Here is a 23,604-nt window from a genome sequence, read left to right as displayed (position 1 = left end):
GGCCCTTCTTACCGCCGCTGCTTGCGGCCGCCTTCCGCCGGGGCGGCCTCGCCCAGGCCGGAGCGCGTGTCGGCCAGGGTCGCCTTGACCCGGGCGAGGTGGCGCCGGGCCGTCGTGCCGATGCGCAGCGCCACCCCCGTGGACAGCACGTCCACGATGGCGAGGTGGATCAGGCGCGACGCCATGGGCGTGTAGACCTCCGCGTCCTCCACCGGCTCGCTGCCGATGACCACGGTGGCGACGGACGCCAGCGGGGAGCCCGGCGCGGTGATGGCGATGACCGGGACGCCCTGGTCGCGGGCCACCCGCGCCAGCTCCACCACCACGCGGGTGCGCCCTGTGTTCGACACCGCCAGAAGGATTCCCCCCTGGCTGGCGAGGTTGACCGACAGCATCTGCACCAGCATCGGGTCGGCGCTGGACTGCGCCGTCATGCCGAAGCGCAGGAACTTGTGCGCCGCGTCCGCCGCCACGATGGCGGACGCCCCCGTGCCGATGCACAGGATGCTCGACGCCCCGGCCAGCAGGTCGATGGCCCGCGCGACGGATTCCATGTCCAGCAGGCCCGCCGCGTCGTTCAGCGCCGCCGCCGCCGATGAAAAGATTTTTCGCGCCACCGCCGGCAGGTCGTCGTCCGGCGCCACGACCTGGCTGACGAAGGGCGTGCCGCCGCGCGCCTGGCATTCCGCCAGACGCAGCTTGAAGTCGGGAAAGCCGCCGCAGCCGACGCTTCGGCAGAAGCGGACCACCGTCGCGTCACTGACCCGCGCCGCCTGGGCCAGCGCGGTGACGCTCTGCCCCAGCACCTTCTGCGGGTCCGCCATCACCATTTCCGCCACCTGCCGCTCCGACCGCTTCAGCTCGGGCAGGCTCTGGCGGATGTGGTCGAGGATGTTCAGCGGAGAGAGCATGGCGGCGGTCCGTTCGGCGCGTCTGGGGTGGCGTTGAAATCCATAGGCGTTATCGCAACCGGATGGAACCGCGGCCATCCTGCCTTTCGTACCCGCCACCACTTTCCTTTTTCCGTCATCCCCGCGAAGGCGGGGATCCAGAAAGCTCCGCACATGAGCGCCTGAAGTGCCCTGGATCCCCGCCTTCGCGGGGATGACGGTGGAAGAGGCGACTGATTCCCTCACATCATCTCTCTCCCAAAATGGCGAAATTTTTCATCAGACGCAACAGCATACCGGCGCAGCGCTGCGATATGAAAAAAATTTTCTTCACAAACCGGAGCCCCGCAGCTATCGTTTGATCACCAAGGTCTCGGCAGAAGACCGATCGGAGGGAATGTCCACATGTCCGATTTGCTCGCCCCCCATTCGCTCAACGATGTCGTCCAGCGGGTGACCCGGCGGATCGCCGAGCGCAGCCGCGACAGCCGCGCGGCCTATCTGGGGCACCTGGAAGCTGCGGCGGCGCGGCCGCGCCGGCATGGGCTCGGTTGCGCGAACCAGGCGCACGCCTTCGCGGCCTGCGCGGCGGCGGAAAAGGCGACGTTGCGCGGCAGCGACGCGCCAGCCATAGCCATCGTCACCGCCTACAACGACATGCTGTCGGCCCACCAGCCTTACGAGACCTATCCCGCGCTGCTGAAGCGCGCGGTGCGCGAGGCCGGGGGCGTGGCGCAGGTGGCGGGCGGCGTTCCGGCCATGTGCGACGGCATCACCCAGGGCCACGCGGGCATGGAACTGTCGCTGTTCTCGCGCGACGTGATCGCCATGGCGACGGCGGTGGCGCTGTCGCACGACAGCTTCGACGGCGTGCTGTGCCTGGGCGTGTGCGACAAGATCGTGCCCGGCCTGCTGATCGGCGCCCTGGCCTTCGGGCATCTGCCGGCCGTCTTCGTGCCCGCCGGCCCGATGCCGTCCGGCCTGTCGAACCCGGAGAAGAGCCGCGTGCGCCAGCTCCACGCCGAAGGCAAGGTCGGTCGCGACGCGCTGCTGGACGCGGAGGCCGCCGCCTACCACGCGCCGGGCACCTGCACCTTCTACGGCACCGCCAACACCAACCAGATGCTGATGGAGGTCATGGGCCTCCACCTGCCGGGCGCCAGCTTCGTCGCCCCCGGCACGCCCCTGCGCGCCGCGCTGACGGAGGAGGCCGGGCGCCGCGTCGTGGCGATGACCGCCCGCCGCGCGCCGCTGGGGCTCCAGGTCGATGAGCGCGCGGTGGTCAATGCCATCGTCGGGCTGCTGGCGACCGGCGGCTCCACCAACCACACGCTGCACATCCCGGCCATCGCGGCGGCGGCGGGCCTCCAGGTGACGTGGGAGGACTTCGCGGACCTGTCGGCGGTCGTGCCGCTGCTGGCGCGCGTCTACCCGAACGGCAGCGCCGACGTGAACCGCTTCCACGAGGCCGGCGGCATGGCCCACGTCATCGGGGAACTGCTCGACGCCGGACTGCTGCACGCCGATGTCGCCACGGTATGGGGCGAGGGCGGGCTGGACGCCTACCGGCAAGCCCCCGGGCTGGAGGACGGCGCCCTGGTCTGGCGCGCCCCGGAGCGGCGGGAGGATCCGGCGGTGCTCGCCAGCGCAGCGGCGCCCTTCGCGCGGGACGGCGGCCTGCGGGTGCTGACCGGCAATCTCGGCCGGGCGGTGGTCAAGGTGTCGGCCGTGGCGCCGGAGCGCCGCATCGTCGAGGCGCCGGTCCGCGTCTTCGGGCACCAGGACGAGGTCCAGCGGGCCTTCGCCGCCGGGGAGCTGAACCGCGACGTGATCGTGGTCGTCCGCTTCCAGGGGCCGCAGGCCAACGGCATGCCGGAACTGCACAAGCTGATCCCGCCGCTGGGCGTGCTGCTGGACCGCGGGCACCGGGTGGCGCTGGTCACCGACGGGCGCCTGTCCGGCGCGTCGGGCAAGGTGCCGGCCGCGCTGCACGTCACGCCGGAGGCGGCGGCCGGCGGGCCGCTCGCCCGGCTGCGCGACGGGGACCTCGTCCGCTTCGACGCGGAGGCCGGCACGCTGGAGGCGCTGGTGGACGCCGCCGACTGGGCGCGCCGGGCCGAAAACGCCGCCGAATTTCACGCTCCGGAGGCAATGACCTGCGGTCGCGCGCTGTTTTCCGTCTTTCGACGGGCGGTCGGTGGCGCGGAGAGCGGCGCCTCCGTCTTCCGCTGATCGCCCTTCGCTCCTTCCACGAGGTCTTCCATGAGTCCCATGTCGAACCCGATCATCGTCGTGATGGGCGTGTCGGGCTGCGGCAAGTCGTCGGTCGGGCGCGCCCTGGCCGCGCGCCTGGGCTTCGCCTTCATCGAGGGCGACGAGCACCACCCGCCCGCCAACATCGCGCGCATGTCCGCCGGCATCCCGCTGACCGACGAGGACCGCGCCGGCTGGCTGGAGGTGCTGGCCGGCTTTATCGCCGAGGCCGACCGCAAGGGTGAGGGGCTGGTGCTGTCCTGCTCCGCGCTGAAGCGCCGCTACCGGGACGTGCTGCGCGGCGACAGCCGGCGCGTGGTCTTCCTGCACCTGTCCGGCGACAAGGCGCTGTTCGCCGAACGCATGAAGGTGCGCCCCGGCCATTTCATGCCGGCCAGCCTGATCGACAGCCAGTTCGCCGCGCTGGAGCCGCCGGGTCCCGACGAAGGGGCGCTGACCGTCTCCGTCATCAGCCAGCCCGACGACATCGTCACCGAATTCCTCGGCCGCCTTCCCGACCTTCTGCCCGGTGCGCGGCCCCCAACCACCACCCGCGCGGAGGAGCAGGCATGAAACGCGTCATCCATGGTCTGGAGAGGGTCACAGAATGGATCATGGCGGCGATGCTGGCCGTGATGGTGGCGCTGATCTTCGGCAACGTCGTCCTGCGCTACGTCTTCAACAGCGGCATCGTCGCCGCCGAGGAGATCGCGCGGCTGATGTTTGTCTGGCTGGTCTTCCTGGGCGCCACGCTGGCGTTGCGCCGCCAGCAGCATCTGGGCATGGAGATCCTTCAGGTCCGCCTGCCGCCGCGCGTCCGCCGCGCCTGCGCCGTGGTCAGCCACCTGCTGATGCTCTACGCGCTGTGGCTGTTCGTGGAGGGCAGCTGGATGCAGCTGCTGATCGGCATGGAGACCTATTCGACCGTGCTGCGCTTCCCGATGGCCTTCTATGCGGCGGCGGGCTTCTTCCCGGCGCTGGCCATGGGCTGCACGGTGGTGGCGAACCTGTGGAAGATCCTGGCCGGCGAGCCCGGCGCCCGCGTCCCCGGCGATGCGCCCGCCGGTGCTGCCATTCCCGAACATTGACGCCGAACCCGATCAAGGACTTGCGGCCATGACGCTCACCGTCTTTCTGTCCTCGCTGTTCGGCCTCATGCTGCTCGGCATGCCCATCGCCTTCGCGCTCATGCTGACGGGCGTGGCGCTGATGGTGCATCTGGACTTCTTCGACGCCCAGCTCGTCGCCCAGAACATGCTGAGCGGCGCTGACAACTACCCGCTGATGGCGGTGCCCTTCTTCATCCTGGCCGGGGAGCTGATGAACGCCGGCGGCATCTCGCAGCGGATCATCAATCTGGCGGTCAGCCTCGTCGGCCACATCCGGGGCGGCCTGGGCTTCGTCACCATCGGCGCATCGGTGCTGCTGGCCAGCCTGTCCGGCTCCGCCATCGCGGACACGGCGGCGCTGGCGACCCTGCTGATCCCGATGATGCGCGACCACGGCTACCCGGTGCCGCGCTCCGCCGGGCTGATCGCGTCGGGCGGCATCATCGCCCCGATCATCCCGCCCAGCATGCCCTTCATCATCTTCGGCGTGACCACCAACACCTCCATCAGCGGCCTGTTCATGGCCGGCATCGTGCCCGGCCTGCTGATGGGGCTGGGGCTGGTGCTGGCCTGGGTGTTCGTGGTGCGCGACATGAACGTCGTCCTGCAGCCCCGCGCCAGCGGGCGGGAGCGGCTGCGCGCGCTGGGCGACGGCGTGTGGGCGCTGCTGCTGCCGGTCATCATCCTGGGCGGCCTGCGCGGCGGCCTGTTCACCCCGACCGAGGCCGCGGTGGTCGCGGCCGTCTACTCCCTGGTCGTGGCGCTGTTCGTCTACCGCCAGATCACGCTTCCCCAGGTCGTGCCGCTTTTCGTCCAGGCGGCGCGCACCACGGCGACGGTGATGTTCCTGTGCGCGGCGGCGCTGGTGTCGTCCTACATGGTGACGCTGGCCGACCTGCCGCAGCAGATGAACGAGCTTCTGCACCCGCTGATGGGGCACCCGAAGATCCTGATGGCGGCCATCGCGCTGCTGCTGCTGGCCGTGGGCACGGTGATGGACCTGACCCCGACCATCCTGGTGCTGGGGCCGGTGCTGACGCCGCTGGCCATCTCCGCCGGCATCGACCCGACCTATTTCGGCGTGATGTTCGTGCTGATCGGCACGCTGGGCCTGATCCATCCGCCGGTCTGCACCGTGCTGAACGTGGTGTGCGGCGTCGCCCGCATCTCGCTGGAGAGCGCCACGCGCGGCATCTGGCCGTTCCTTCTGACCTACATCGTGCTGGTCGCGTTGTTCATCGCCGTGCCGGAAATCATCACCGTGCCGGCCCATCTGGTTCGCTGACCGACAAGAAACCTGTACAGGGAGACACCCAACCATGAAGTTCTTGCGCACCCTCCTGCTGGCGACCGGGCTCGCCGCCGCCGCGCTGGTCCCCGCCGCCGTGCAGGCGCAGGACGTCAAGCCGCGCCTGATCCGCTTCGGCTACGGCCTGTCGGAAAGCTCCAACCAGGGCCGCGCCGTGAAGTTCTTCGCCGAGGAACTGTCCAAGCGCTCCGGCGGGAAGCTGAAGCTGAAGGGCTTCGGCGACGCCAGCCTGGGCAGCGACATCCAGATGCAGAACGCCCTGATCGGCGGCGCGCAGGAAATGATGGTCGGCTCGACCGCCACGCTGGTCGGCATCGTCAAGGACTTCGCCGTCTACGACCTGCCCTTCCTGTTCAACAACGAGCAGGAGGCCGACGCCGTGCTGGACGGCCCGTTCGGCCAGAAGCTGCTGGCGAAGCTGGAGGACAAGGGGCTGGTCGGCCTCGTCTACTGGGAGAACGGCTTCCGCAACCTGACCAACAGCAAGCGCCCGGTGACCAAGGCCGAGGACCTGGGCGGCATCAAGCTGCGCGTGATGCAGAACCCGGTCTACATCGACATGTTCAACCGCTTCGGCGCCAATGCGGTGCCGCTGGCCTTCTCCGAGCTGTTCACGGCGCTGGAGACCGGCACGGTGGACGGGCAGGAGAACCCGGTCACCACCATCCAGTCCTCCAAATTTTATGAAGTGCAGAAGTACCTGACGATTTCGAAGCACGTCTACAGCCCGTGGATCGTGCTGGCCAGCAAGCGCTGGTTCGACGGCCTGTCCAACGACGAGCGGAAGATCCTCCGCGAGGCCGCCGCCGCCGCCCGCGACTTCGAGCGCAAGGACAGCCGCGAGGCGTCGGTGCAGAGCGTCGCTTTCCTCAAGGAAAAGGGGATGCAGATCAACGAGCTGAGCGACGCCGAGCTGAACCACATGCGCGAGCTGGTCAAGCCCGCCATGGACAAGTACGCCGCCGAGGGCGGGGCCGACCAGCTGAAGGAACTTCAGGCCGAGATCGCCAAGGTCCGCAAGTAAGGCGGACTCTGCGGTACATCTCGAAGGACGCGGACGGACGGGCCGGGCGGCATGACATCGCCCGGCCCTTTCCTTATGCCCCGGCCGTTTCGACACAAAGCCCCCGGACGGCTGTTGGGAACTCCACGACCAGCCGGGAGCCGCGATGCCGGACGACACGCCTTTCCATCCGCCAGCCCCGCGCCCGCCGGAGGAGACTGGGCGGATCAAGGCCCTGGAGCAGTACCGGCTGCGGATCACCGGCAAGGAGCCGGAGTTCGACCGCATCGCCCGGCTGGCCGCCGACCTGTTCAGAACCCCGATCGCGCTGGTCAACCTCGTGCTGGACGACGTGCAGACCTCCCTGGGGGCCTGCGGCATCGAGGGGGGGACCGTTCCGCGCGACCTCACCTTCTGCGCGCACGCCATCCTGTCGGACGAGGTGATGGTCGTGCCGGACGCCCGGCTGGACCCGCGCTTCGCGCGGAACCCGTTCGTCACCGGGCCGCCGGGGATCCGCTTCTACGCCGGGGCGCCGCTGCGCGTCGGGGGGCACCGCGTCGGCTCCCTGTGCGTGGTGGACGACCGCCCGCGCGGGTTCGGGCATGAGGAGCGGCGGCGGCTGGCGGCGCTCGCGGCGACGGTCGCCGACCTGATGACGCTCCGCCTCGGGCACCGGATCGCGGAGGAGAGCCGGGAGCGGGCGGAAGGCGCCTTCCGTCAGGTGGACGAGGTGCTGGACGCCATGCCGGCGGGCGTCGCCATCTACGATGCCGGGGACCGGCTTCTGCGCACCAACCGCCGCTACCGCGATCTCTACCACCCGGAGGCGGCGGGCGTCGTCCAGCCCGGCCAGACACGGGCGGAGGTGCTGACCGCGCTCGCGGAACGGGGCCACTGTGTTCTGCCGACCGATCACGGTGACGGGCCGGCGCGGCGCCCGCAGGAGGTGCGGCTGGCCGATGGACGCTGGCTGCGGCGGCTGGAGCGGCGCACCGCGTCGGGCCTGCTGATCGTCGTCAACACCGACGTCACCGCCCTGAAGGACCGCGAACTGGCCCTCTCCGCGCAGACCGCGCTGCTGCACTCCACGCTGGAGAACATCGAGCAGGGGCTGGCCGTGTTCGACGCGGAGCTGCGGCTGCTGGTCTGGAACGAGCGCTTTTTCGACATGCTGCGCCTGCCGGAGGATCTGCGGCGGGCCGGCACGCCGGTCACGGAGGTCGCCCGCGTGCTGGCGGAGCGCGGCGAGCTGGGCGAGGGGCCGGCGGAGGAGGTCGTCGGGCGGACGGTGGGCACCATGCGCGCCCTGCCGACCCGCCGCTTCGAACTCGCCACGCGCGACGGCCGCACGCTGGACGTCTGGCGCGCCCGAATGCCGGACGGGCGCCATGTGGTGACCTACGCCGACATCACCCAGCGCAAGCGGATGGAGCGGATGAAGGACGAGTTCCTGTCCACCGTCAGCCACGAGCTGCGCACGCCGCTGACCTCGATCGCCGGAGCCCTCGGCCTGCTGGGCGCCGGGGCCGGCGGCGCGCTGGACGACAAGGCGCGGCACCTGATCGCCATCGCCCACAAGAACGCGGAACGGCTGATCCGCCTGATCAACGACCTGCTGGACATCGGCAAGATGGATGCCGGCAAGGTCGAATTCCGCATGCAGCGCCTTGCCCTCGGTCCCTTTCTGCGGCAGGCGGTGGAGCAGCACCGCCCCTACGCGGCGCGGTTCGGCGTGTCGCTCGACCTGCCGCCGGTGCCGGACCTCGCGGTCATGGCCGATCCCGACCGGCTGCTGCAGGCGGTCGGCAACCTGCTGTCCAACGCCATCAAGTTCTCGCCGCAGGGACAGACAGTGGCCGTCGCCGCCGCTCTCCGGGATGACGGGTTCGCCCGCATCACCGTGACCGACCGCGGCGAGGGCATCCCGGAGGCGTTCCGGGGGCGCATCTTCGAGCGCTTCGCCCAGGCCGACGGCTCCGCCCGGCGGCGGCACGAGGGCAGCGGGCTCGGCCTCAGCATCACCCGCAGCATCGTGGAACGGCACGGCGGCCGCGTCGGCTTCACGACGGAAAGCGGCCGGGGCACCACCTTCCACATCGACCTGCCGCCGGCCGGCGGACCGAACCCGCAACAGTTCAGCCCGCCATAACCCAGGGAGACGGCATGCAGCGCCCGCTTCGCACCATCCTGCTGGTCGAGGACGACCCGGACATCCAGGAGATCGCCCGCCTGTCGCTGGAGACGTTCGGCGGGTTCACGGTGGCGCTCTGCTCCTCCGGGGGCGAGGCGGTGGAGAAGGCGCCCGCGATCCGGCCCGACCTGATCCTGCTGGACTTCATGATGCCGGGGATGGACGGCGCGGAAACGCTGGCCGCCCTGCGCGCCCGGGAATCGCTGGCCGACGTGCCCGTGGTGTTCATGAGCGCCAAGGCCCGCCCCGACGAGGTGCGCGGATTCAAGCAGTTGGGCGCGGTGGACGTGATCACCAAGCCCTTCGACGCGGTGGCCCTGTCCGACCGGGTCCGCGCCATCTGGGACGGGCTGCATGCCGGATAGGGACGCCTTCGAGGCGCGGCTTGCCGAACTGCGCGCCGGCTTCGCCGCCCGCCTGCGCCGCGACGCGCGGGACATCGCGGATGCCGCCGCCCGGCTGGACCGCGATCCGGAGGCGGCGGAGCGCATCCGCAGCCTCGCCCACCGGCTGAGCGGCACGGCGGGCAGCTTCGGCTTTGCCGAGGCCGGGCGGATTGCCGGCAGGATTGAGACGCTGGCGGAGGCGCCCACCAACGGCGCCCGTCACGCCCTGGCCGACGCTGTAGCGGCTTTGCGTGCGCTCGCGGAGCGCGAAGGGTAACCAACCCGCGCTTTTTGGCCCGCCGGAGGGAGGAACCGACCGGACGGGAGGCTGTTTGTGCTCGAATTGATGTGAGTCAGGAGACGACGGACCATGGCCCAACACGATTACGTGCGCCACACCATCGATTGCCTGGAGGAGGCGCAGGCGGCGCTGCGGCTGGCCCAGCGGAAGGGGCAGATCGAGCCGAAAGACGAGGATCAGTTGATCCGCGACCTCGACACGCTCACCGAGAGCATCAGCCGCGTGCGGTCGACGCACTGACACGGGCCAAGGCCGCGCGTTTCTCCGCGCGGCCTTCGGCGACTGCGCAACTCCGCTCCTTCAGCCCACCACGCCCGTCAGGTGCAGCGCCATCCCGATCAGGGCGCAGGTCCCCAGCACGGGCACCATCCCGACCTTGAAGCGGAACACCGCCAGCACCGCGCCGATGGTGAGCAGGAGGGCCGGCAGGTTCACGCTGCCGAGGACCGGCAGGTCCAGCGTGGCCCCGGCGAAGCGCCAGGGCTCCAGCCGGGCGAACAGCGTGTGCAGGGCGAACCAGATCGCCAGATTCAGGATGACGCCGACGACGGAGGCGGTGATGGCCGACAACGCCCCGCCGAGCGCCTTGTTGCCACGCAGCGCCTCGACGAAGGGCGCGCCGAGGAAGATCCACAGGAAGCAGGGAACGAAAGTCACCCAGGTCGTCAGCAGCCCGCCCAGCGTGCCGGCCAGCAGCGGCGACAGGGCTCCCGGCTCCCGGAAGGCGCCCATGAAGCCGACGAACTGCACGACCATGATCAGCGGGCCGGGCGTCGTCTCGGCCATGCCCAGCCCGTCCAGCATCTCGCCGGGTTGCAGCCAGCCGTAATGCTCGACCGCCTGCTGTGCCACATAGGCCAGCACGGCGTAGGCGCCGCCGAAGGTGACCACCGCCATCTTGGAGAAGAAGACGGCGATCTGGCTGAACACGTCCGCCGGGCCGAAAGCCAGCAGCAGCGCCAGCACGGGGCCGAGCCACAGCGCCAGACAGACGCCCCCGACCCGCAGAGACCAGTTCAGCGTCGGCCGGGCGTGGGCGGGGATGTGCTCGCCCAGCAGGCTGTCGGCGTCGGCCAGCGCCTTGCCGGCGGACGCCCCGTGCCCTCCGCCGGTCCGGAAGGCGGGATGGCCCAGCCGCGCGCCGACCAGCCCGATCACGCCGGCGGTCAGGACGATCAGCGGGAAGGGAACGTCGAAGGCGAAGATCGCCACGAAGGCCGCCGCCGACAGGCCGACCATGACGCGGTTCCTCAGCGCCCGCCTGCCGACGCGGACCACCGCTTCCAGTACGACCGCCAGCACCGCCGCCTTCAGCCCGAAGAACAGCCCCTGCACCAGCCCGACGTTGCCCAGCGTGGCGTAAATCCAGCTCAGCGCCATGATGCAGACCACGCCCGGCAGCACGAACAGGATGCCGGCGATCAGGCCGCCCAGCGTCCGGTGCATCAGCCAGCCGATGTAGACGGCCAACTGCTGCGCCTCCGGCCCCGGCAGGAGCATGCAGTAGTTCAGCGCGTGCAGGAACCGCTCCTCCCCGATCCAGCGCTTCTCGTCCACCAGGATGCGGTGCATCACGGCGATCTGGCCGGCCGGCCCGCCGAAGCTGAGGGCCGCGATCCGCGCCCAGACGCGGAACGCCTCGCCGAGGCTCACCCCATGCCCGGCGCGCTGGGTCATCGTCGTCTCCTGCAAGGTGGCGGGGGTTTGGACACAAAGATCAGAAGGTCAAAAGATCAGAAGAGAGGCTTTGGGAAAAGCCCTTTTGATCACGGCAATTACATATCGAGAATGCATTCCTTGTACAAGACACCCGTCATCCCCGCGAAGGCGGGGATCCAGGATTTTGCGCAACGTTCACCTGCGGGAAGTTCTGGATCCCCGCCTTCGCGGGGATGACGACGGATCTGAAGGAGGAGTGTCTCTATGCGATCACCCTGTCCTTTTGATCTTCTGTCCTTTTGATCTTCGTGTTCTACAGCGAGAACTCGGAGAAACGTCTACGCGCCCGCCGCCGGCAGCACCAGTTCCGCGCGCAGCCCGCCGAGCGGCGAATCCCCCAGGCGCACATCCCCGCCGTAAAGCCGCGCCACGTCGCGCACCACGGCAAGGCCCAGGCCCGCTCCCGGCGTGCTCTCGTCGAGCCGCACGCCCGGCGCCAGCACCGCCTCGCGCCGGTCGGCGGGCAGGCCCGGCCCGTCGTCGTCCACGGCGATCGCCAGCATGCCGCCGGGCGCGGGGCGCGCGGTCACCTCCACGCGCGACCGCGCCCATTTGCAGGCGTTGTCCATCAGATTGCCCAACATCTCGTCCAGATCCTCGCGCTCCCCGGCGAAGACAGCCTCGGGCGGGACGCGGACGGTGACGGCGATACGCCCGCCGTCGTGGAGCTTCTCCATGACCCGGCCAAGAACGGCGGCGCTGGCCGCGACGGGGGTGGCGACGCCGGGCAGGCCGCGCGCGGCGGCGGCGCGGGCGCGGGCCATGTGGTGGTCGATGTGGCGGCGCATCACCGCGACCTGCCGGCCGATGGAGGCGCCGACCGTGCGCGCGTTTTCCGGGGCCAGCCCGTCCGCCTCGTTCGCCAGCACGGCGAGGTTGGTCTTCAGCGCGTGCGCCAGATTGCCGGCCTGGAGCCGCGCCCGGCCCACCACCTCCTCCGAATGGGCGAGCAGGGCGTTCAGGTCCTCCAGCAGCGGCTGGACCTCGCGCGGGGCCGCGGCGCCGAAGCGCTTCTTGCGGCCGGCGCGCACGTCGGCCAGCTCGGCGCGCAGCCGCACCAGCGGGCGCAGGCCGACGGAGACCTGCACCACCGCGGCACCGATCAGCACCAGCGCCAGCACGCCCAGCGACAGCCAAAGCACCCGGTCGAAGGCGGCGAAGACGCCGGTCATCTCCGCCGCGTCGGCGGCGACGGCGATGCGCAGCGGGGCGGGCGCGTTGGGGAAGGTGACGGTGCGCTCCAGCACGATCAGCCGGCGGTCCGCCGGACCGGGGATGCTGTGGCGGTGAAGCTCGCCGTCCTCCACCGTGTCCGCCGGCAGGGCCAGCGCCTCGTCCCACAGGGAGCGGGCGCGCAGGCGGGGGCCGGTCTCGTCGTTGATCTGCCAGTAGAGACCCGACAGCGGCAGGCGGAAGCGCGGGTCGCTGAGCGGGTGGCGCAGCGCCGGCGTGCCGTTCGCCGAAACCTCGATCAGGGCGGCGAGCTGGTTCAGATGGGTGGACAGCTCGGCGTCGAACCGCCGGGCGACATGGTCACGGAACAGGCCCGACAGCACCACCCCGGCCATGGCGAGCGCCAGCGCGATCCACACCGCCGCGCCGGCCAGCAGGCGGAAGCGCAGGGAGCCGGTCAGCGCACGCCAGAGCGGCGCGCCACTCACGGCTCCTCCACCTTGTAGCCGAGGCCGCGCACCGTCCTGATGATGTCCACGCCCAGCTTGCGGCGCAGACGCCCGACGAAGACCTCGATGGTGTTGGAATCGCGGTCGAAGTCCTGGGCGTAGATGTGCTCGGTCAGTTCGCTGCGCGACACGACCTGCCCCTTGCGGTGCATCAGGTAGGCCAGCACGCGGTATTCGTGGGCGGTCAGGTCCACCGGGTGCCCGTCCACCGCCACCCGCCCCGACCGGGTGTCCAGCACCACCCCGCCGCAGGCGATCTCCGCCGAGGCGTGGCCCTTGGAGCGGCGGATCAGCGCCCGCAGGCGGGCCAGCAGCTCCTCCATGCTGAAGGGCTTGGCGAGGTAGTCGTCGGCCCCGGCGTCGATGCCCTGCACCTTTTCGGTCCAGGCGCCGCGCGCCGTCAGGATGATGACCGGCGTGCCGATGCCCTTCCCGCGCCACGCCCGCAGCACGGTCAGCCCATCGACGCGCGGCAGGCCGAGGTCCAGGACGATGGCGTCGTAGGGCTCCGTCTCGCCCAGGAACTGCGCCTCCTCCCCGTCGGCCGCGCGGTCCACGGCGTAGTCGGCGGCCTCCAGCCGCTCGACGAGTTGCTGGCTGAGCGCGGCGTCGTCCTCGACCACGAGCAGGCGCATGATGTCACTCCCTTCCGCCGTGCCCGTGCCGGCCATGGTGGCCGTGCCGGCCCCGGACCTCCAGAAGCTCGCCGGTGGCGGCGTCGTACTTCAGCTTCAGGATACGCCCCTCGGCGGTCAGCGTCTTGATCTCGTAGACGATCTGCCCGTCCTCGTCCTCGAAATCGACGTCCAGGACGTCGCCGGGGTAGGCGGCGTTGGCCTTCGCCAGGATGTCCTCCAGCGGCAGGGCGCGGCCGGAGCGCAGCGCCTCGCGGGCACGGTCGTGGTCCTGCTCATCGGCGGCGGCGGAACCCGCCGTTCCCAGCGCGAGGAGCAGGGCCATCACGGGCAGGAAGGGGCGAAATGCGTGCATGGGCCGCCGCGGGTCGGACTGATCGCATCAGTTAACACGATCGCGGCTGAACGGCACCTGAACGGCGCGCTCAGGCTCCGTTCAGCGTGGTCGGCGCAGTCTCCGGGGACCGTTCACCGAACCGGAGGTCGCCGGATGATCCGCAGGATGATGATCCACTCCCTGGTCGCGGCGCTGCTCGTGGCCGCCGCCGCCTTTTCCTGGCAGGCGCTGGCGACGCGGGATGGGGCCGCCGGCACCGCCGGGGCGCTGGCCGCCGTGCTGTTCGGGGGTGGCCATGACGACTGATCGCAAGCCGACCCCGGCCAAGCTGCTGTTCCTGCTCGCCTTCCACGCCACCCTGTCGGGCGCCTTCCTGGTCAGCTACCTGACCGGCGACGAGGACACCTACGCCATGCACCAGTTCGCCGGCTACACGGCGCTGGCCGCGCTGGCGGTGCGTCTGGCCGTGGGAATGGTCGCCACGGCGCCCCCGCTGCGCCTGCCGCGCCCGTCGGTGCCGGCGACGCTCGACTGGCTGGGGCGGCTGCTGACCGGCGACGCGCGGGCGCGCGGCCAGCGCAGCCCCCTGCTGGCCTGGATGGCCGTGGCGCTGCTGGCGGGCGTCGGGATCGCGGCGGCGACCGGGGCCGTCGCCGACTTCGTCACGCCGGTGGAGCATCTGCACAAGGCCCTTGGCGAGTTCTCGCTGACCATCGTGCTGGCCCACATCGCGCTGGTCTTCGCCCTGCACGGGCTGAAGAACGCCGCCGCCTTGGGCGCCGCGCTCCGCTCCCTCATCCGACGCGTCCGCGTCATCCGCCAGGAGGCTTCCATTCCATGAACCGATTTGTCGTGTTGAGCGCCGCCCTGCTCGTCGCCGGGGCCGGCGCCGCGCTGGCCGCGGGGGAGAGTGCCGCCCGCACCGCCATCCTCGACGGCTACGCCGCGCAGGCGAAAAGCGAGGCGCCGTCCTTCGCGGGCTTCTCGGCGGATCGCGGGCGGGCGCTCTACCTCGGCCCGCACAGCGGCGGAAAGGCCGAGACGAACGCCTGTGCCGCCTGCCACACGCCGAACCCGGCGGCCCAGGGACGCCACCAGAAGACCGGCCGCGCCATCGAGCCCATGGCCGTGTCCGCCAACCCCAAGCGCTTCACCGACCGTACCGAAATCGAAAAACGGTTCGAGCGCGACTGCCCCAACGTCCTCGGCCGCGCCTGCACGGCGCAGGAGAAGGGCGACTTCATCACCTACCTTGCCGGACAATGACCATGACCGCCATCCCCCTGCGCTACCTCGCCGCCGCGGCCGTCGCCCTGGCCGCCACCGCCGCCTTCGCCAACGAGTTCGAGCATGTCCGCCCGGTCAGCCATGAGCCGACCCGCAAGGAATGCGGCGAATGCCACATGGCCTTCCAGCCGGGCCTTCTGCCGGCCGCGAGCTGGGACCGGATCATGGACCAGCTCGACAACCATTTCGGCGAGAAGGCCTCGCTGCCCCCGGACGTCGCGGCGGACATCCGCAGCTACCTGACGCGCAACGCCGCCGGGCGGGGCGACGGGCAACTCCTGCGGATCACCGAACAGCGCTGGTGGACCCGCGAGCACCGCTTCCGGCCGGAGATCTGGGGGCGCAGCGACGTGCGGTCCAAGGTGGACTGCGAAGCTTGCCACCGCGACGCCGCCCGGGGGCTTTACGAGGATGACTGATTTTACGTGATCGACCTTACGTGATCGTGGCGACCAGCCCGCCGTCCACCCGCAGAGCCGCACCCGTGGTGGCGGAGGCCGCCGGGCTGCACAGGTAGACGGCGAGGTTGGCGATTTCCTCCGGATCGGCGAAGCGGCGGATCAGCGAGGACGGGCGCTCGAAGCGGAAGAAGTCGGCCTCCACCTGCTCCTGCGTCCGGCCGCTGTCGCGGGCGAGGTTGCCGAGGAAGCCCTCCACCCCTTCCGTCCGCGTCGGGCCGGGCAGGACGGCGTTCACCGTCACCCCGGTCCCCGCCAGCTCGATCGCCAAGCCGCGCGAGACGCTGAGCTGGGCGGTCTTGGTCATGCCGTAGTGGATCATCTCCTTCGGGATGTTCAGGGCCGATTCGCTGGAGATGAACAGGATGCGCCCCCAGCCGCGCTCCGCCATGCCCGGCGCGTAATGGCGGGAAAAGCGGATGCCGCTCAGCACGTTCACGTCGAAGAAGCGCTGCCAGTCTTCGTCCGGGATCTCGAAGAAGGGCTTGGGCTCGAAAATGCCGAGGTTGTTGACCAGGATGTCCACGGCGGGCACACGCTCCATCAGCGTCCGCGCGCCCTCCGGCGTGGCGGCGTCGGCGGCGACGGGCTCCACGGCGGCGCCGGGCACGGCCTCCCGGATGCGGGCGGCGGCGCGCTCCACGCTCTCGGTCGAGCGGCCGTTGACCACCACGGAGGCGCCTTGCGCGGCCAGCCCTTGGGCGATGGCGAAGCCGATGCCGGCGGTGGAGCCGGTCACCAGCGCCCGGCGGTTGCGAAGGTCGAGGTTCATGACGGTCCTTTCACCAACGGGTTGTCAGCAACGGGTCATCAGCGGTTGACGCTCTGCATGCCCGCCTCGGGGTAGCGGGTGCCGGCGGCGGCGCCCGGCGGGCAGGCGGCGTCGATGGCGGCGAGGTCGTCGGCGGACAGCCGGACCGACAGGGCGCCGACGTTGTCCTCCAGATAGGTGCGCCGCTTGGTGCCGGGGATCGGCACCACGTCCTGACCGCGCGTCATCACCCAGGCGAGCGCCAGCTGGGCGGGCGTGCAGCCCTTGGCGCGGGCCATCTCCCCGATCCGGCGGACGAGGTCCAGGTTGCGCTGGAAATTCTCCCCCTGGAAACGGGGCGAGTTGCGGCGGTAGTCGTCGGGCGCCAAGTCCTCGAACTTTTTGAACTGTCCGGTCAGGAAACCGCGGCCCAAGGGGCTGTAGGCGACGAAGCCGATGCCCAGCTCCCGCACCGTCGGCAGGATTTGGTCCTCCGGGTCGCGGCTCCACAGCGAATATTCGGTCTGAAGTGCTGCGATGGGGTGCACGGCGTGGGCGCGGCGGATGGTCTGGGGTGCGGCCTCCGACAGGCCGAGGAAGCGCACCTTGCCCTGCCGCACCAGATCGGCCATGGCCCCCACCGTGTCCTCGATGGGCGTGTTGGGATCGACGCGGTGCTGGTAGTAGAGGTCGATCACCTCCACGCCGAGCCGCTTCAGGCTGGCCTCGCAAGCCTGTCTGACATAGTCCGGCCGCCCGTTGACGCCGAGGAAGCTGCCGTCGGCCCCGCGCACGTTGCCGAACTTGGTCGCCAGCACGACCCGGTCGCGGCGGTCGCGGATGGCCCGGCCGACCAGCTCCTCGTTGTGGCCGACGCCGTACATGTCGGCGGTGTCGAGCAGGGTAACCCCAAGCTCCAGCGTCCGGTGGATCGTCGCGACGGATTCCGCCTCGTCGCGCCCCGCGTAGAACTCCGACATGCCCATGCAGCCGAGGCCCATGGCCGAAACCTCCAGCCCCTGGCCCAGTCGTCGCTTGTCCATTCCCTGCCTCCCGGTCGATGCCGCGTCAAGGGCTTTACTGTAGGGCGTCCCGGCCCGATCGCCAGAAGCGGGAACGCGGCATGGCCTTGCACCGGCCGCAGGGGAGCCCCGCGCGGCATGCACATATCTCGCAAGCACGGTAAAGAGCTGAACTGGTGCGCAAAAGCCCCTCTCCCTTGAGGGGAGAGGGGGTGGGGTGAGGGTGGCAGCCGGCGAAAGCCGGCCAGCATTCTTCCCGCCCTGCCGGGCGGTAACGACCCCTCATCCCAACCCTTCTCCCCGCTCTCGGCGGCCACAGGCCGCCTGTCGCCGTCAGCGCAAACTTCGTTTGCGCGTGAGGCCAAGAGGAGAAGGGCTTTTGCGCCCGCCGCCGGGGACGGGACGGCAGCTACAGTTGTTGTCCAAAGCCGAAGAGCCCAACACCAGGGAGGGAGCGATGAACGAAGACACGTTCAACATGGATGTCCGCAAGTTCCTGAAGGTCGTCGGCGTCACCTCGCAGCGGGAGATCGAGCACGCCGTCAACGACGCGCTGGCCGCCGGCCGTCTGACGGGGACCGAAAAGCTTCAGGCGCGCGTCGTCCTGACCATCGAGAGCGTCGGCCTCTCGCACGAGATCAAGGGGGAGATCGCCCTGGAGTAGGTTGCCGTCTCCTGTCCTTCGGCATTCGTTCGAATTCAATGGAACCCGATTTCCGCCGGCCTTCGTAAGTGGTATGAAGGATCCGCGCCGGTGGAATCACGCGTGGCGGCGGGCGCGGATGAACGCCGGGCGACCGAACGGAACGCCCCGGCGCGTTGAATGAGTGGTGCATGGAAGGGCTGGTCACCGCGTCCAGATATTCGGTCGGCGAGAAGGTTCACCACGGTGCGCTGGTGTGCGTGTACCGGGGCGTGCGCCTGGACGACGGGATGCCGGTCGTCCTGAAACGGCTGGAGCGGCCGCGCCCCAACTCGTCCGACGTGCCGCGCTTCCGCCGGGAATTCGCGCTGGCCCGACGGCTGGCGGCGGACGGGGTGGTCGAGGTGCTCGACCTGGACGAAGGGCGGGACGGCCTGACGCTGGTCATGCGCGACCGCGGCGGGGACAGCCTGGACCATGTCCTGGAAGCCGGCCGGCCGACGCTGGCCGAGTCGCTGCGCATCGCGGCGGCGGCGGCGGCGGCGCTCAGCGCCGTGCACGCGCGCAACGTCATCCACAAGGACGTCAACCCGGCCAACATCATCTGGAACCGCCAGGATGGCACGGTCGAGCTGATCGACTTCGGCATCGCCGCCGAACTGGCCCGCGAAACGGCCAGCGTCTCCGCCCAGGCCTTCGAGGGGACGCTGCCCTACATCGCGCCGGAGCAGACCGGCCGCATGAACCGGTCGGTGGACTGGCGGTCCGACTTCTACTCGCTGGGCGCCACGCTGTACGAGCTTCTGACCGGCCGCGTGCCGTTCGAGGGGGAGGACACGCTGGCCGTGGTGCACGGCCACATCGCCCGCGCGCCGGTCCCGCCCCACCAAATCGATCCGACGATTCCGCCGGTGGTGTCGGACATCGTCATGAAGCTGCTCGCCAAGGATCCGGAGGCCCGCTACCAGAGCGGCTTCGGCCTGAAGGCGGACCTGGAGGCGTGCATCGCCGCGCTGGAGCAGGGGCGGGCGGTGCCGGCCTTCCCGCTGGGCCGCCAGGACCGCAGCGAGCGGTTCCGCGTCCCGGAACGGCTCTACGGCCGCGAGGACGAGGCGGCAGTCCTGCTGTCGGCCTACGAGCGGGTGTGCGCGTCCCGCGCGGAGCTGCTGCTGGTCGGCGGCTCGCCGGGCATCGGCAAGTCGGCGCTGGTGCACGAGGTGCACAAGCCGATGACCGCCAAGCGCGGCCATTTCGTCGAGGGAAAGTTCGATCAGGTCAAGCGCTCCATCCCCTACTCCGCGCTGATCCAGGCCTTCGACCAGCTCGCCCGGCGCCTTCTGGCGGAGCCGGAAGCCGAGCTGGCCGAACGGCGGGCCGTGCTGCGCGCGGCGGTCGGCGCCACCGGGGCGGTCATCACCGAACTGATCCCGTCCTTCGCGCTGGTCCTGGGCGAACAGGCGCCGGCGTCCCCGCTGGGGCCGGTGGAAAGCGAAGTCCGTTTCCAGATCACCTTCCAGAATCTGGTGGTGGCGCTCGCCACGCCGGACCGGCCGCTGGTGGTCTTCCTGGACGACCTGCAATGGGCCGACCGCTCCTCGCTCGACCTGCTGGCGAAGCTGGCGGCCTGCGCCGACCTGCGCCACATGCTGCTGATCGGCGCCTTCCGCGACGGCGAGGTGCCGCCCGGCCACCCCTTCCACCGGATGGTGGAGTCGGTGCGCGAGGCTGGCACGCGGGTGGAAACGCTGACCGTGGGGCCGCTGGACGAGGCGGCGGTGCGCGATCTCGTCGCCGACACGCTGCGCCGCGAGCCGTGGGAGGTCGCGGCGCTGGCGGAGATCTGCCGCGCCAAGACCGAAGGAAACCCCTTCTTCCTGGCGCAGTTCCTGCTGTCGCTGCTCGACGCCGGGCTCGTTTCCTTCGATCCGGACACCGGACATTGGACCTGGGACCAGGCCGCCGTCGCCGGCCATGCCATCACCGCCAATGTCGTGGAGCTGATGGTGTCCAAGCTCCAGCGCCTGCCGGCGGAGACGCAGCGGGTGCTGAGTCTTGCGGCCTGCGTCGGCAACGGCTTCGATCTGGGCACGCTGACCGTCGCCGCCGACCGGCCCATGCCGGACCTCGCCCGGGCCCTGTGGCCGGCCCTGCGGGAAGAGCTGGTGGTTCCCGTCGGCGATGCTTACCGCTACGCGGCCAACGCCGCGGGCGACGTCACGGCGGATCAGGCGGCCGTGCTGCTCGCCAGCCGCTACCGGTTCCTGCACGACCGGGTGCAGCAGGCGGCCTACGCCCTGATCCCGGACGAGGCGCGCGCGGCGACCCACCTGTCCATCGGCCGCCTGCTGCTGGCGCGCGGCGACGGGGGCGACCATGGCGAGCGGCTGTTCGACGTCCTGGGGCACGTCAACCACGGCGTGTCGCTGGTCGTGGACGGGGAGGAACGGCGCCGCATTGCCGCGCTGAACCTGACCGCCGCGAAGCAGGCCAACGCGTCGGCCGCCTTCGAGCCGGCCGCCGTCTACGCCGAGGCGGGCCTCGCCTTCATGAGCGAGGAAGGCTGGACCGCCGACTATGGCCTGATGCTGGAGCTGTCGATGGAGGCGGTGGGCGCCGCCTGCATGGGCAGCGACTACGCCAAGGCCGGCGCGCTGGCGGAGGCGCTGGCGGCCAAGGTGCGCGACCCGGCCGACGCCGTGCCGGCCCGCTTCTTCCAGGTCAGTGCCGCGACGGTGCGCGGCGACCCGCTCCAGGCGCTCGCCATCGGGCTGGACGCGGTGCGGGCGCTGGGCGTGGACGTGCCCAAGCGCGGCACGCCGCTGAGCATCCTGACCTCCCTGGCGCGCGGCTGGTGGGCGATGGTCCGGCACCGCCACTGCCCGGCGCGCCCGGTCACCGACCCGGCGGAGATCGAGCGGGTGAAGCTGGCGACCAGCCTGCTGTCGGCGCTCGGCTACGCCTCCTACGGCGCGCGGCGCGACCTGATGGTCCCGGTCGCCATGCGCAATGTGGAGATCGCGCTGGGCTCCGGCCTGCCGAACATGGAGGCCATGGCCCACGTCACCTGGGGGGCGCTGGTCTCCAGCCTGGGCGCGCGCAAGGCTGCCTACCGGGCGACGAAGCGCGCGATCGAGGTGGTGGCGTCGGGCACCCCGTCCATGCGGGCGGGACAGGCGGTCTACGTCTCCAACTACTACGGCCAGCACTGGGTCCGGCCGCTGGCCGAGATCCGGCCGGCGCTGCTGGAGGCGAACCAGCTCGCCCTGAACGTGGGCGAAAGCGACGCCGCCAACTACGCGCTGGTGACGTGGCTGCGCATCGGCTGGCACATCGGCACCGAGCTGTCGCGGCTGGAGACCGAGGCGCAGGACGTGATGCGCCGGGTGAACCGCCTGGGCTTCTGCTTCTACACGCCGATGATCGCCGGACTGACCCAGGCGGTCGACAACCTGCGCCAGGGGGCGGAAACGCCGTGGCGGCTGACCGGCCGTTATCTGGACGAGGACAAGGCCGTGGCCGAGCTGAAGGCGGCCAACAACGGCTTCGCCTACGCCGGCCTGCTGCTGATCAAGATGCAGGTCGCCCGCATGTTCGGCGCGGCGGCCGAGGCACGGGCCATCCTGAAGGAGTTCGCCAATTACAAGCAGGTCCAGCGCGGCAACTTCCTGCTGGCGGTGGCCCTGTTCGAAACCGGGCTGATCGGGACGATGGGGCCGTTCCCCACCCAGGACGAGCGCCGCCGCGCCGCCCGCGCGCTTGCCAAGACGATCCGCTGGTTCCGCAAGAGCGCCGCCTTCGGTCCGGCCAACCACCGCCACCGGCTGCTGCTGCTGGAGGCCGAACAGCTCCGCCTGTTCGGCAAGGCGGAAAAGGCCGCCCAGCGCTACGCCGAGGCCATTTCGGCGGCCGGCGCGTCCGGCTTCACCCACGAGCTGGCGGCGGCCAACGAACGCGCCGCCGACTTCTACGGCGAGCGCGGCATGGGCGCCCTGGCGCTGTTCCACCGGACCCAGGCGCGCGACGTGTACCGCCGCTGGGAGGCCTGGGCGAAGGTGGCGGAGATGGAACGCCGCTTCCCCGAGCTGGTGACGGTGCAGGGCACGGTGTCGCGGCGCGGGACGTCGCAACGATCCTCCACCGACCGCATCGGCACCGGGGCACTGGACATCGAGGCGGTGCTGAAGGCGGCGCAGGCGATCTCCGGCGAAATCCACCGCGAAGCGCTGGTCGACCGGCTTCTGCGCACGGTGTTCGAGGTTGCCGGGGCGCAGCGCGGGCTGCTGCTGCTGGCCGGGCCGAACCGCCAGCTGGTCCTGGCGGCGGAGGGCGACGAGTCGGCGGCCGTCTACCGCGCCCTGCCGGCGCTGGCGCTGGACACCCCGGCCCAGGACGGCGGGCCGCGCCTGCCGGCGACCATCGTCGCCTACACCGCCCGCGTGCAGGAGCCGCTGGTGCTGGCCGACGCCACGACCGACCCGCGCTTCGCCGAGGATTCCTACATCTGGACGCGCCGGCCGAAATCGGTGCTGTGCCTGCCGCTGACCCGCCAGGGGGCGCTGGTCGGCCTGCTCTATCTGGAAAACAACCTCGTCACCAACGCCTTCGTGGACCAGCGGCTGGAAGCGCCGCTGCTGCTGGCCGCGCAGATCGCCATTTCGCTGGAGAACGCGCGGCTCTACGACGATCTGGCCGCCTTCAACCGGACGCTGGAGGCCCAGGTCGCCGACCGCACCCGCGCGCTGTCCGAGCAGTCGGAGGTGCTGCGCCGCACGCTGGACGAGGTCAGCGCCGCGCACGCCCGCTTGCAGGAAACGCAGCAGCAGCTCGTCCAGGCGGAGAAGATGGCCGCGCTCGGTCAGCTCGTGGCCGGCGTGGCGCACGAGATCAACACGCCGCTGGGCGTGGCGCTGACCGCCGCCTCCTACCTGTCGGACGAGACGCATAGGATCACCAAGGGGGTCGAGGCCGGCAAGCTGCGCCGGGCGGAGTTCGACGCCTACACCGCGACGGCCATCGATTCCACGAGCCTGCTGCTGGCGAACATCCGGCGGGCCGCTGACCTCGTGCAGGGCTTCAAGCAGGTGGCCGCCGACCAGACCAGCGACGAGCGGCGCGTCTTCACGCTGCACGACTGGATCGGCGATCTTGTGCTGAGCCTGCGCCCCATGTGGCAGAAGCCCGGCCACAAGCTGGCCGTGGAATGTCCGGAGGGGATCGAGTTGGACAACTATCCGGGCGCGCTCGCCCAGATCCTGACCAACCTGATCTCCAACACGCTGGTGCACGGCTTCGAAACCGGCCATGCCGGCCATATGGCGATCACGGTGACCGAACCCGACCCGGAGAGCGTGGAAATCGCCTACAGCGACGACGGCCGGGGCATCGCGGCGGACAACCTGCCCAACATCTTCGACCCCTTCTTCACGACCCGCCGCCCCCAGGGCAGCACCGGGCTTGGGCTGCACATCGTCTACAACCTCGTCGCCCAGCGCATGGGCGGCACCATCAAGGTCGCCAGCGAAGAAGGCGCGGGCGTGACCTTCACCTTCCGGTTCCCAAGGGTGGCGCCGGAGTAGGGCGATTTCTACTTATACGGTCGAGCGCAGCCGTAGGTTGGGTTAAGCG

22 protein-coding genes are annotated in these 23,604 nt (G+C 70.7%); 15 read left to right on the top strand and 7 right to left on the bottom strand.

What is annotated here, in order from left to right:
* Window positions 1–8 precede the first annotated feature (8 nt).
* Window positions 9–911, bottom strand: a complete 903-nt coding sequence (gene hexR, locus ACSVC7_RS22980; RefSeq protein ID WP_448207149.1) for a transcriptional regulator HexR — start codon at window positions 909–911, stop codon at window positions 9–11.
* 384 nt (window positions 912–1,295) lie between these two features.
* Between hexR and edd the strand changes: the two genes are divergently transcribed.
* From edd to ACSVC7_RS22935, 9 genes are all read left to right on the top strand, one after another.
* Window positions 1,296–3,122 (top strand): phosphogluconate dehydratase, encoded by a 1,827-nt coding sequence (gene edd, locus ACSVC7_RS22975; protein WP_448207148.1) that lies wholly within the window; start codon window positions 1,296–1,298, stop codon window positions 3,120–3,122.
* A gap of 30 nt (window positions 3,123–3,152) precedes the next feature.
* A complete protein-coding gene (locus ACSVC7_RS22970; protein ID WP_448207147.1) occupies window positions 3,153–3,716 on the top strand; it encodes a gluconokinase in 564 nt (187 codons plus the stop codon).
* Window positions 3,713–4,231 (top strand): TRAP transporter small permease, encoded by a 519-nt coding sequence (locus ACSVC7_RS22965; protein WP_448207146.1) that lies wholly within the window; start codon window positions 3,713–3,715, stop codon window positions 4,229–4,231. The genes ACSVC7_RS22970 and ACSVC7_RS22965 overlap by 4 nt, the downstream gene beginning before the upstream one ends.
* 28 nt (window positions 4,232–4,259) lie before the next feature.
* Window positions 4,260–5,537 (top strand): TRAP transporter large permease, encoded by a 1,278-nt coding sequence (locus ACSVC7_RS22960; protein WP_448207145.1) that lies wholly within the window; start codon window positions 4,260–4,262, stop codon window positions 5,535–5,537.
* 34 nt (window positions 5,538–5,571) lie between these two features.
* Entirely contained in the window at window positions 5,572–6,585 is a 1,014-nt protein-coding gene (locus tag ACSVC7_RS22955) for a TRAP transporter substrate-binding protein (protein ID WP_448207144.1), read from the top strand.
* Between the two features lie 145 nt (window positions 6,586–6,730).
* A complete protein-coding gene (locus tag ACSVC7_RS22950) occupies window positions 6,731–8,716 on the top strand; it encodes a GAF domain-containing sensor histidine kinase (protein ID WP_448207143.1) in 1,986 nt (661 codons plus the stop codon).
* A gap of 14 nt (window positions 8,717–8,730) precedes the next feature.
* On the top strand, window positions 8,731–9,123 hold the full coding sequence (locus tag ACSVC7_RS22945) for a response regulator (RefSeq protein ID WP_448207142.1): 393 nt from the start codon (window positions 8,731–8,733) through the stop codon (window positions 9,121–9,123).
* Window positions 9,113–9,421, top strand: coding sequence for an Hpt domain-containing protein (locus ACSVC7_RS22940; RefSeq protein WP_448207141.1), 309 nt, complete (start codon window positions 9,113–9,115; stop codon window positions 9,419–9,421). Before ACSVC7_RS22945 ends, ACSVC7_RS22940 begins: the two co-directional genes overlap by 11 nt.
* A gap of 93 nt (window positions 9,422–9,514) precedes the next feature.
* Window positions 9,515–9,685: a hypothetical protein gene (locus ACSVC7_RS22935; protein ID WP_448207140.1), complete on the top strand. Its 171-nt coding sequence runs from the start codon at window positions 9,515–9,517 to the stop codon at window positions 9,683–9,685.
* Between the two features lie 60 nt (window positions 9,686–9,745).
* Here the strand turns inward: ACSVC7_RS22935 and chrA are convergent, their stop codons facing one another.
* The 4 genes from chrA to ACSVC7_RS22915 form a co-directional block, all read right to left on the bottom strand.
* Window positions 9,746–11,122 carry a chromate efflux transporter gene (gene chrA / locus ACSVC7_RS22930; protein WP_448207139.1) on the bottom strand — a complete coding sequence of 459 codons (1,377 nt, stop codon included), beginning with the start codon at window positions 11,120–11,122 and terminating at the stop codon, window positions 9,746–9,748.
* Window positions 11,123–11,442: 320 nt separating this feature from the next.
* Window positions 11,443–12,825 (bottom strand): ATP-binding protein, encoded by a 1,383-nt coding sequence (locus ACSVC7_RS22925; protein WP_448207138.1) that lies wholly within the window; start codon window positions 12,823–12,825, stop codon window positions 11,443–11,445.
* Window positions 12,822–13,481, bottom strand: a complete 660-nt coding sequence (locus tag ACSVC7_RS22920; RefSeq protein WP_448207137.1) for a response regulator — start codon at window positions 13,479–13,481, stop codon at window positions 12,822–12,824. Before ACSVC7_RS22920 ends, ACSVC7_RS22925 begins: the two co-directional genes overlap by 4 nt.
* Before the next feature lie 4 nt (window positions 13,482–13,485).
* Complete coding sequence (locus ACSVC7_RS22915) at window positions 13,486–13,836, bottom strand: PepSY domain-containing protein (protein ID WP_448207136.1); 351 nt, start codon at window positions 13,834–13,836, stop codon at window positions 13,486–13,488.
* A gap of 135 nt (window positions 13,837–13,971) precedes the next feature.
* Here ACSVC7_RS22915 and ACSVC7_RS22910 point away from each other — a divergent pair, with 135 nt between their 5' ends.
* Genes ACSVC7_RS22910 through ACSVC7_RS22895 form a run of 4 tightly spaced genes read left to right on the top strand, consistent with a single transcriptional unit; the run spans window position 13,972 to window position 15,524 of the window.
* On the top strand, window positions 13,972–14,124 hold the full coding sequence (locus tag ACSVC7_RS22910; RefSeq protein ID WP_448207135.1) for a hypothetical protein: 153 nt from the start codon (window positions 13,972–13,974) through the stop codon (window positions 14,122–14,124).
* Window positions 14,114–14,659, top strand: coding sequence for a hypothetical protein (locus tag ACSVC7_RS22905; protein ID WP_448207134.1), 546 nt, complete (start codon window positions 14,114–14,116; stop codon window positions 14,657–14,659). Before ACSVC7_RS22910 ends, ACSVC7_RS22905 begins: the two co-directional genes overlap by 11 nt.
* Window positions 14,656–15,084 (top strand): DUF1924 domain-containing protein, encoded by a 429-nt coding sequence (locus ACSVC7_RS22900; RefSeq protein ID WP_448207133.1) that lies wholly within the window; start codon window positions 14,656–14,658, stop codon window positions 15,082–15,084. Before ACSVC7_RS22905 ends, ACSVC7_RS22900 begins: the two co-directional genes overlap by 4 nt.
* A gap of 2 nt (window positions 15,085–15,086) precedes the next feature.
* Window positions 15,087–15,524 carry a cytochrome C gene (locus ACSVC7_RS22895; RefSeq protein WP_448207132.1) on the top strand — a complete coding sequence of 146 codons (438 nt, stop codon included), beginning with the start codon at window positions 15,087–15,089 and terminating at the stop codon, window positions 15,522–15,524.
* A 16-nt stretch (window positions 15,525–15,540) separates the two neighbouring features.
* Here the strand turns inward: ACSVC7_RS22895 and ACSVC7_RS22890 are convergent, their stop codons facing one another.
* Both ACSVC7_RS22890 and ACSVC7_RS22885 read right to left on the bottom strand, forming a co-directional pair.
* Window positions 15,541–16,335: an SDR family NAD(P)-dependent oxidoreductase gene (locus ACSVC7_RS22890; protein ID WP_448207131.1), complete on the bottom strand. Its 795-nt coding sequence runs from the start codon at window positions 16,333–16,335 to the stop codon at window positions 15,541–15,543.
* A gap of 38 nt (window positions 16,336–16,373) precedes the next feature.
* A complete protein-coding gene (locus ACSVC7_RS22885) occupies window positions 16,374–17,357 on the bottom strand; it encodes an aldo/keto reductase (RefSeq protein WP_448207130.1) in 984 nt (327 codons plus the stop codon).
* Between the two features lie 436 nt (window positions 17,358–17,793).
* Between ACSVC7_RS22885 and ACSVC7_RS22880 the strand changes: the two genes are divergently transcribed.
* Both ACSVC7_RS22880 and ACSVC7_RS22875 read left to right on the top strand, forming a co-directional pair.
* Entirely contained in the window at window positions 17,794–18,000 is a 207-nt protein-coding gene (locus ACSVC7_RS22880; protein WP_448207129.1) for a DUF6494 family protein, read from the top strand.
* Window positions 18,001–18,170: 170 nt separating this feature from the next.
* Window positions 18,171–23,555: a trifunctional serine/threonine-protein kinase/ATP-binding protein/sensor histidine kinase gene (locus tag ACSVC7_RS22875; RefSeq protein ID WP_448207128.1), complete on the top strand. Its 5,385-nt coding sequence runs from the start codon at window positions 18,171–18,173 to the stop codon at window positions 23,553–23,555.
* Window positions 23,556–23,604: the final 49 nt, after the last annotated feature.

The organism is Azospirillum mesophilum (assembly GCF_053470405.2).
This window is presented reverse-complemented; position numbering and strand designations above follow the sequence as displayed.

Excerpts from the sequence above, each read along its gene's own strand:
- hexR (WP_448207149.1), bottom strand. The coding sequence starts at position 911 with ATGCTCTCTCCGCTGAACATCCTCGACCACATCCGCCAGAGCCTGCCC.
- edd (WP_448207148.1), top strand. The coding sequence starts at position 1,296 with ATGTCCGATTTGCTCGCCCCCCATTCGCTCAACGATGTCGTCCAGCGG.
- ACSVC7_RS22970 (WP_448207147.1), top strand. The coding sequence starts at position 3,153 with ATGAGTCCCATGTCGAACCCGATCATCGTCGTGATGGGCGTGTCGGGC.
- ACSVC7_RS22965 (WP_448207146.1), top strand. The coding sequence starts at position 3,713 with ATGAAACGCGTCATCCATGGTCTGGAGAGGGTCACAGAATGGATCATG.
- ACSVC7_RS22960 (WP_448207145.1), top strand. The coding sequence starts at position 4,260 with ATGACGCTCACCGTCTTTCTGTCCTCGCTGTTCGGCCTCATGCTGCTC.
- ACSVC7_RS22955 (WP_448207144.1), top strand. The coding sequence starts at position 5,572 with ATGAAGTTCTTGCGCACCCTCCTGCTGGCGACCGGGCTCGCCGCCGCC.
- ACSVC7_RS22950 (WP_448207143.1), top strand. The coding sequence starts at position 6,731 with ATGCCGGACGACACGCCTTTCCATCCGCCAGCCCCGCGCCCGCCGGAG.
- ACSVC7_RS22945 (WP_448207142.1), top strand. The coding sequence starts at position 8,731 with ATGCAGCGCCCGCTTCGCACCATCCTGCTGGTCGAGGACGACCCGGAC.
- ACSVC7_RS22940 (WP_448207141.1), top strand. The coding sequence starts at position 9,113 with ATGCCGGATAGGGACGCCTTCGAGGCGCGGCTTGCCGAACTGCGCGCC.
- ACSVC7_RS22935 (WP_448207140.1), top strand. The coding sequence starts at position 9,515 with ATGGCCCAACACGATTACGTGCGCCACACCATCGATTGCCTGGAGGAG.
- chrA (WP_448207139.1), bottom strand. The coding sequence starts at position 11,122 with ATGACCCAGCGCGCCGGGCATGGGGTGAGCCTCGGCGAGGCGTTCCGC.
- ACSVC7_RS22920 (WP_448207137.1), bottom strand. The coding sequence starts at position 13,481 with ATGCGCCTGCTCGTGGTCGAGGACGACGCCGCGCTCAGCCAGCAACTC.
- ACSVC7_RS22915 (WP_448207136.1), bottom strand. The coding sequence starts at position 13,836 with ATGCACGCATTTCGCCCCTTCCTGCCCGTGATGGCCCTGCTCCTCGCG.
- ACSVC7_RS22910 (WP_448207135.1), top strand. The coding sequence starts at position 13,972 with ATGATCCGCAGGATGATGATCCACTCCCTGGTCGCGGCGCTGCTCGTG.
- ACSVC7_RS22905 (WP_448207134.1), top strand. The coding sequence starts at position 14,114 with ATGACGACTGATCGCAAGCCGACCCCGGCCAAGCTGCTGTTCCTGCTC.
- ACSVC7_RS22900 (WP_448207133.1), top strand. The coding sequence starts at position 14,656 with ATGAACCGATTTGTCGTGTTGAGCGCCGCCCTGCTCGTCGCCGGGGCC.
- ACSVC7_RS22895 (WP_448207132.1), top strand. The coding sequence starts at position 15,087 with ATGACCGCCATCCCCCTGCGCTACCTCGCCGCCGCGGCCGTCGCCCTG.
- ACSVC7_RS22890 (WP_448207131.1), bottom strand. The coding sequence starts at position 16,335 with ATGAACCTCGACCTTCGCAACCGCCGGGCGCTGGTGACCGGCTCCACC.
- ACSVC7_RS22885 (WP_448207130.1), bottom strand. The coding sequence starts at position 17,357 with ATGGACAAGCGACGACTGGGCCAGGGGCTGGAGGTTTCGGCCATGGGC.
- ACSVC7_RS22880 (WP_448207129.1), top strand. The coding sequence starts at position 17,794 with ATGAACGAAGACACGTTCAACATGGATGTCCGCAAGTTCCTGAAGGTC.
- ACSVC7_RS22875 (WP_448207128.1), top strand. The coding sequence starts at position 18,171 with ATGGAAGGGCTGGTCACCGCGTCCAGATATTCGGTCGGCGAGAAGGTT.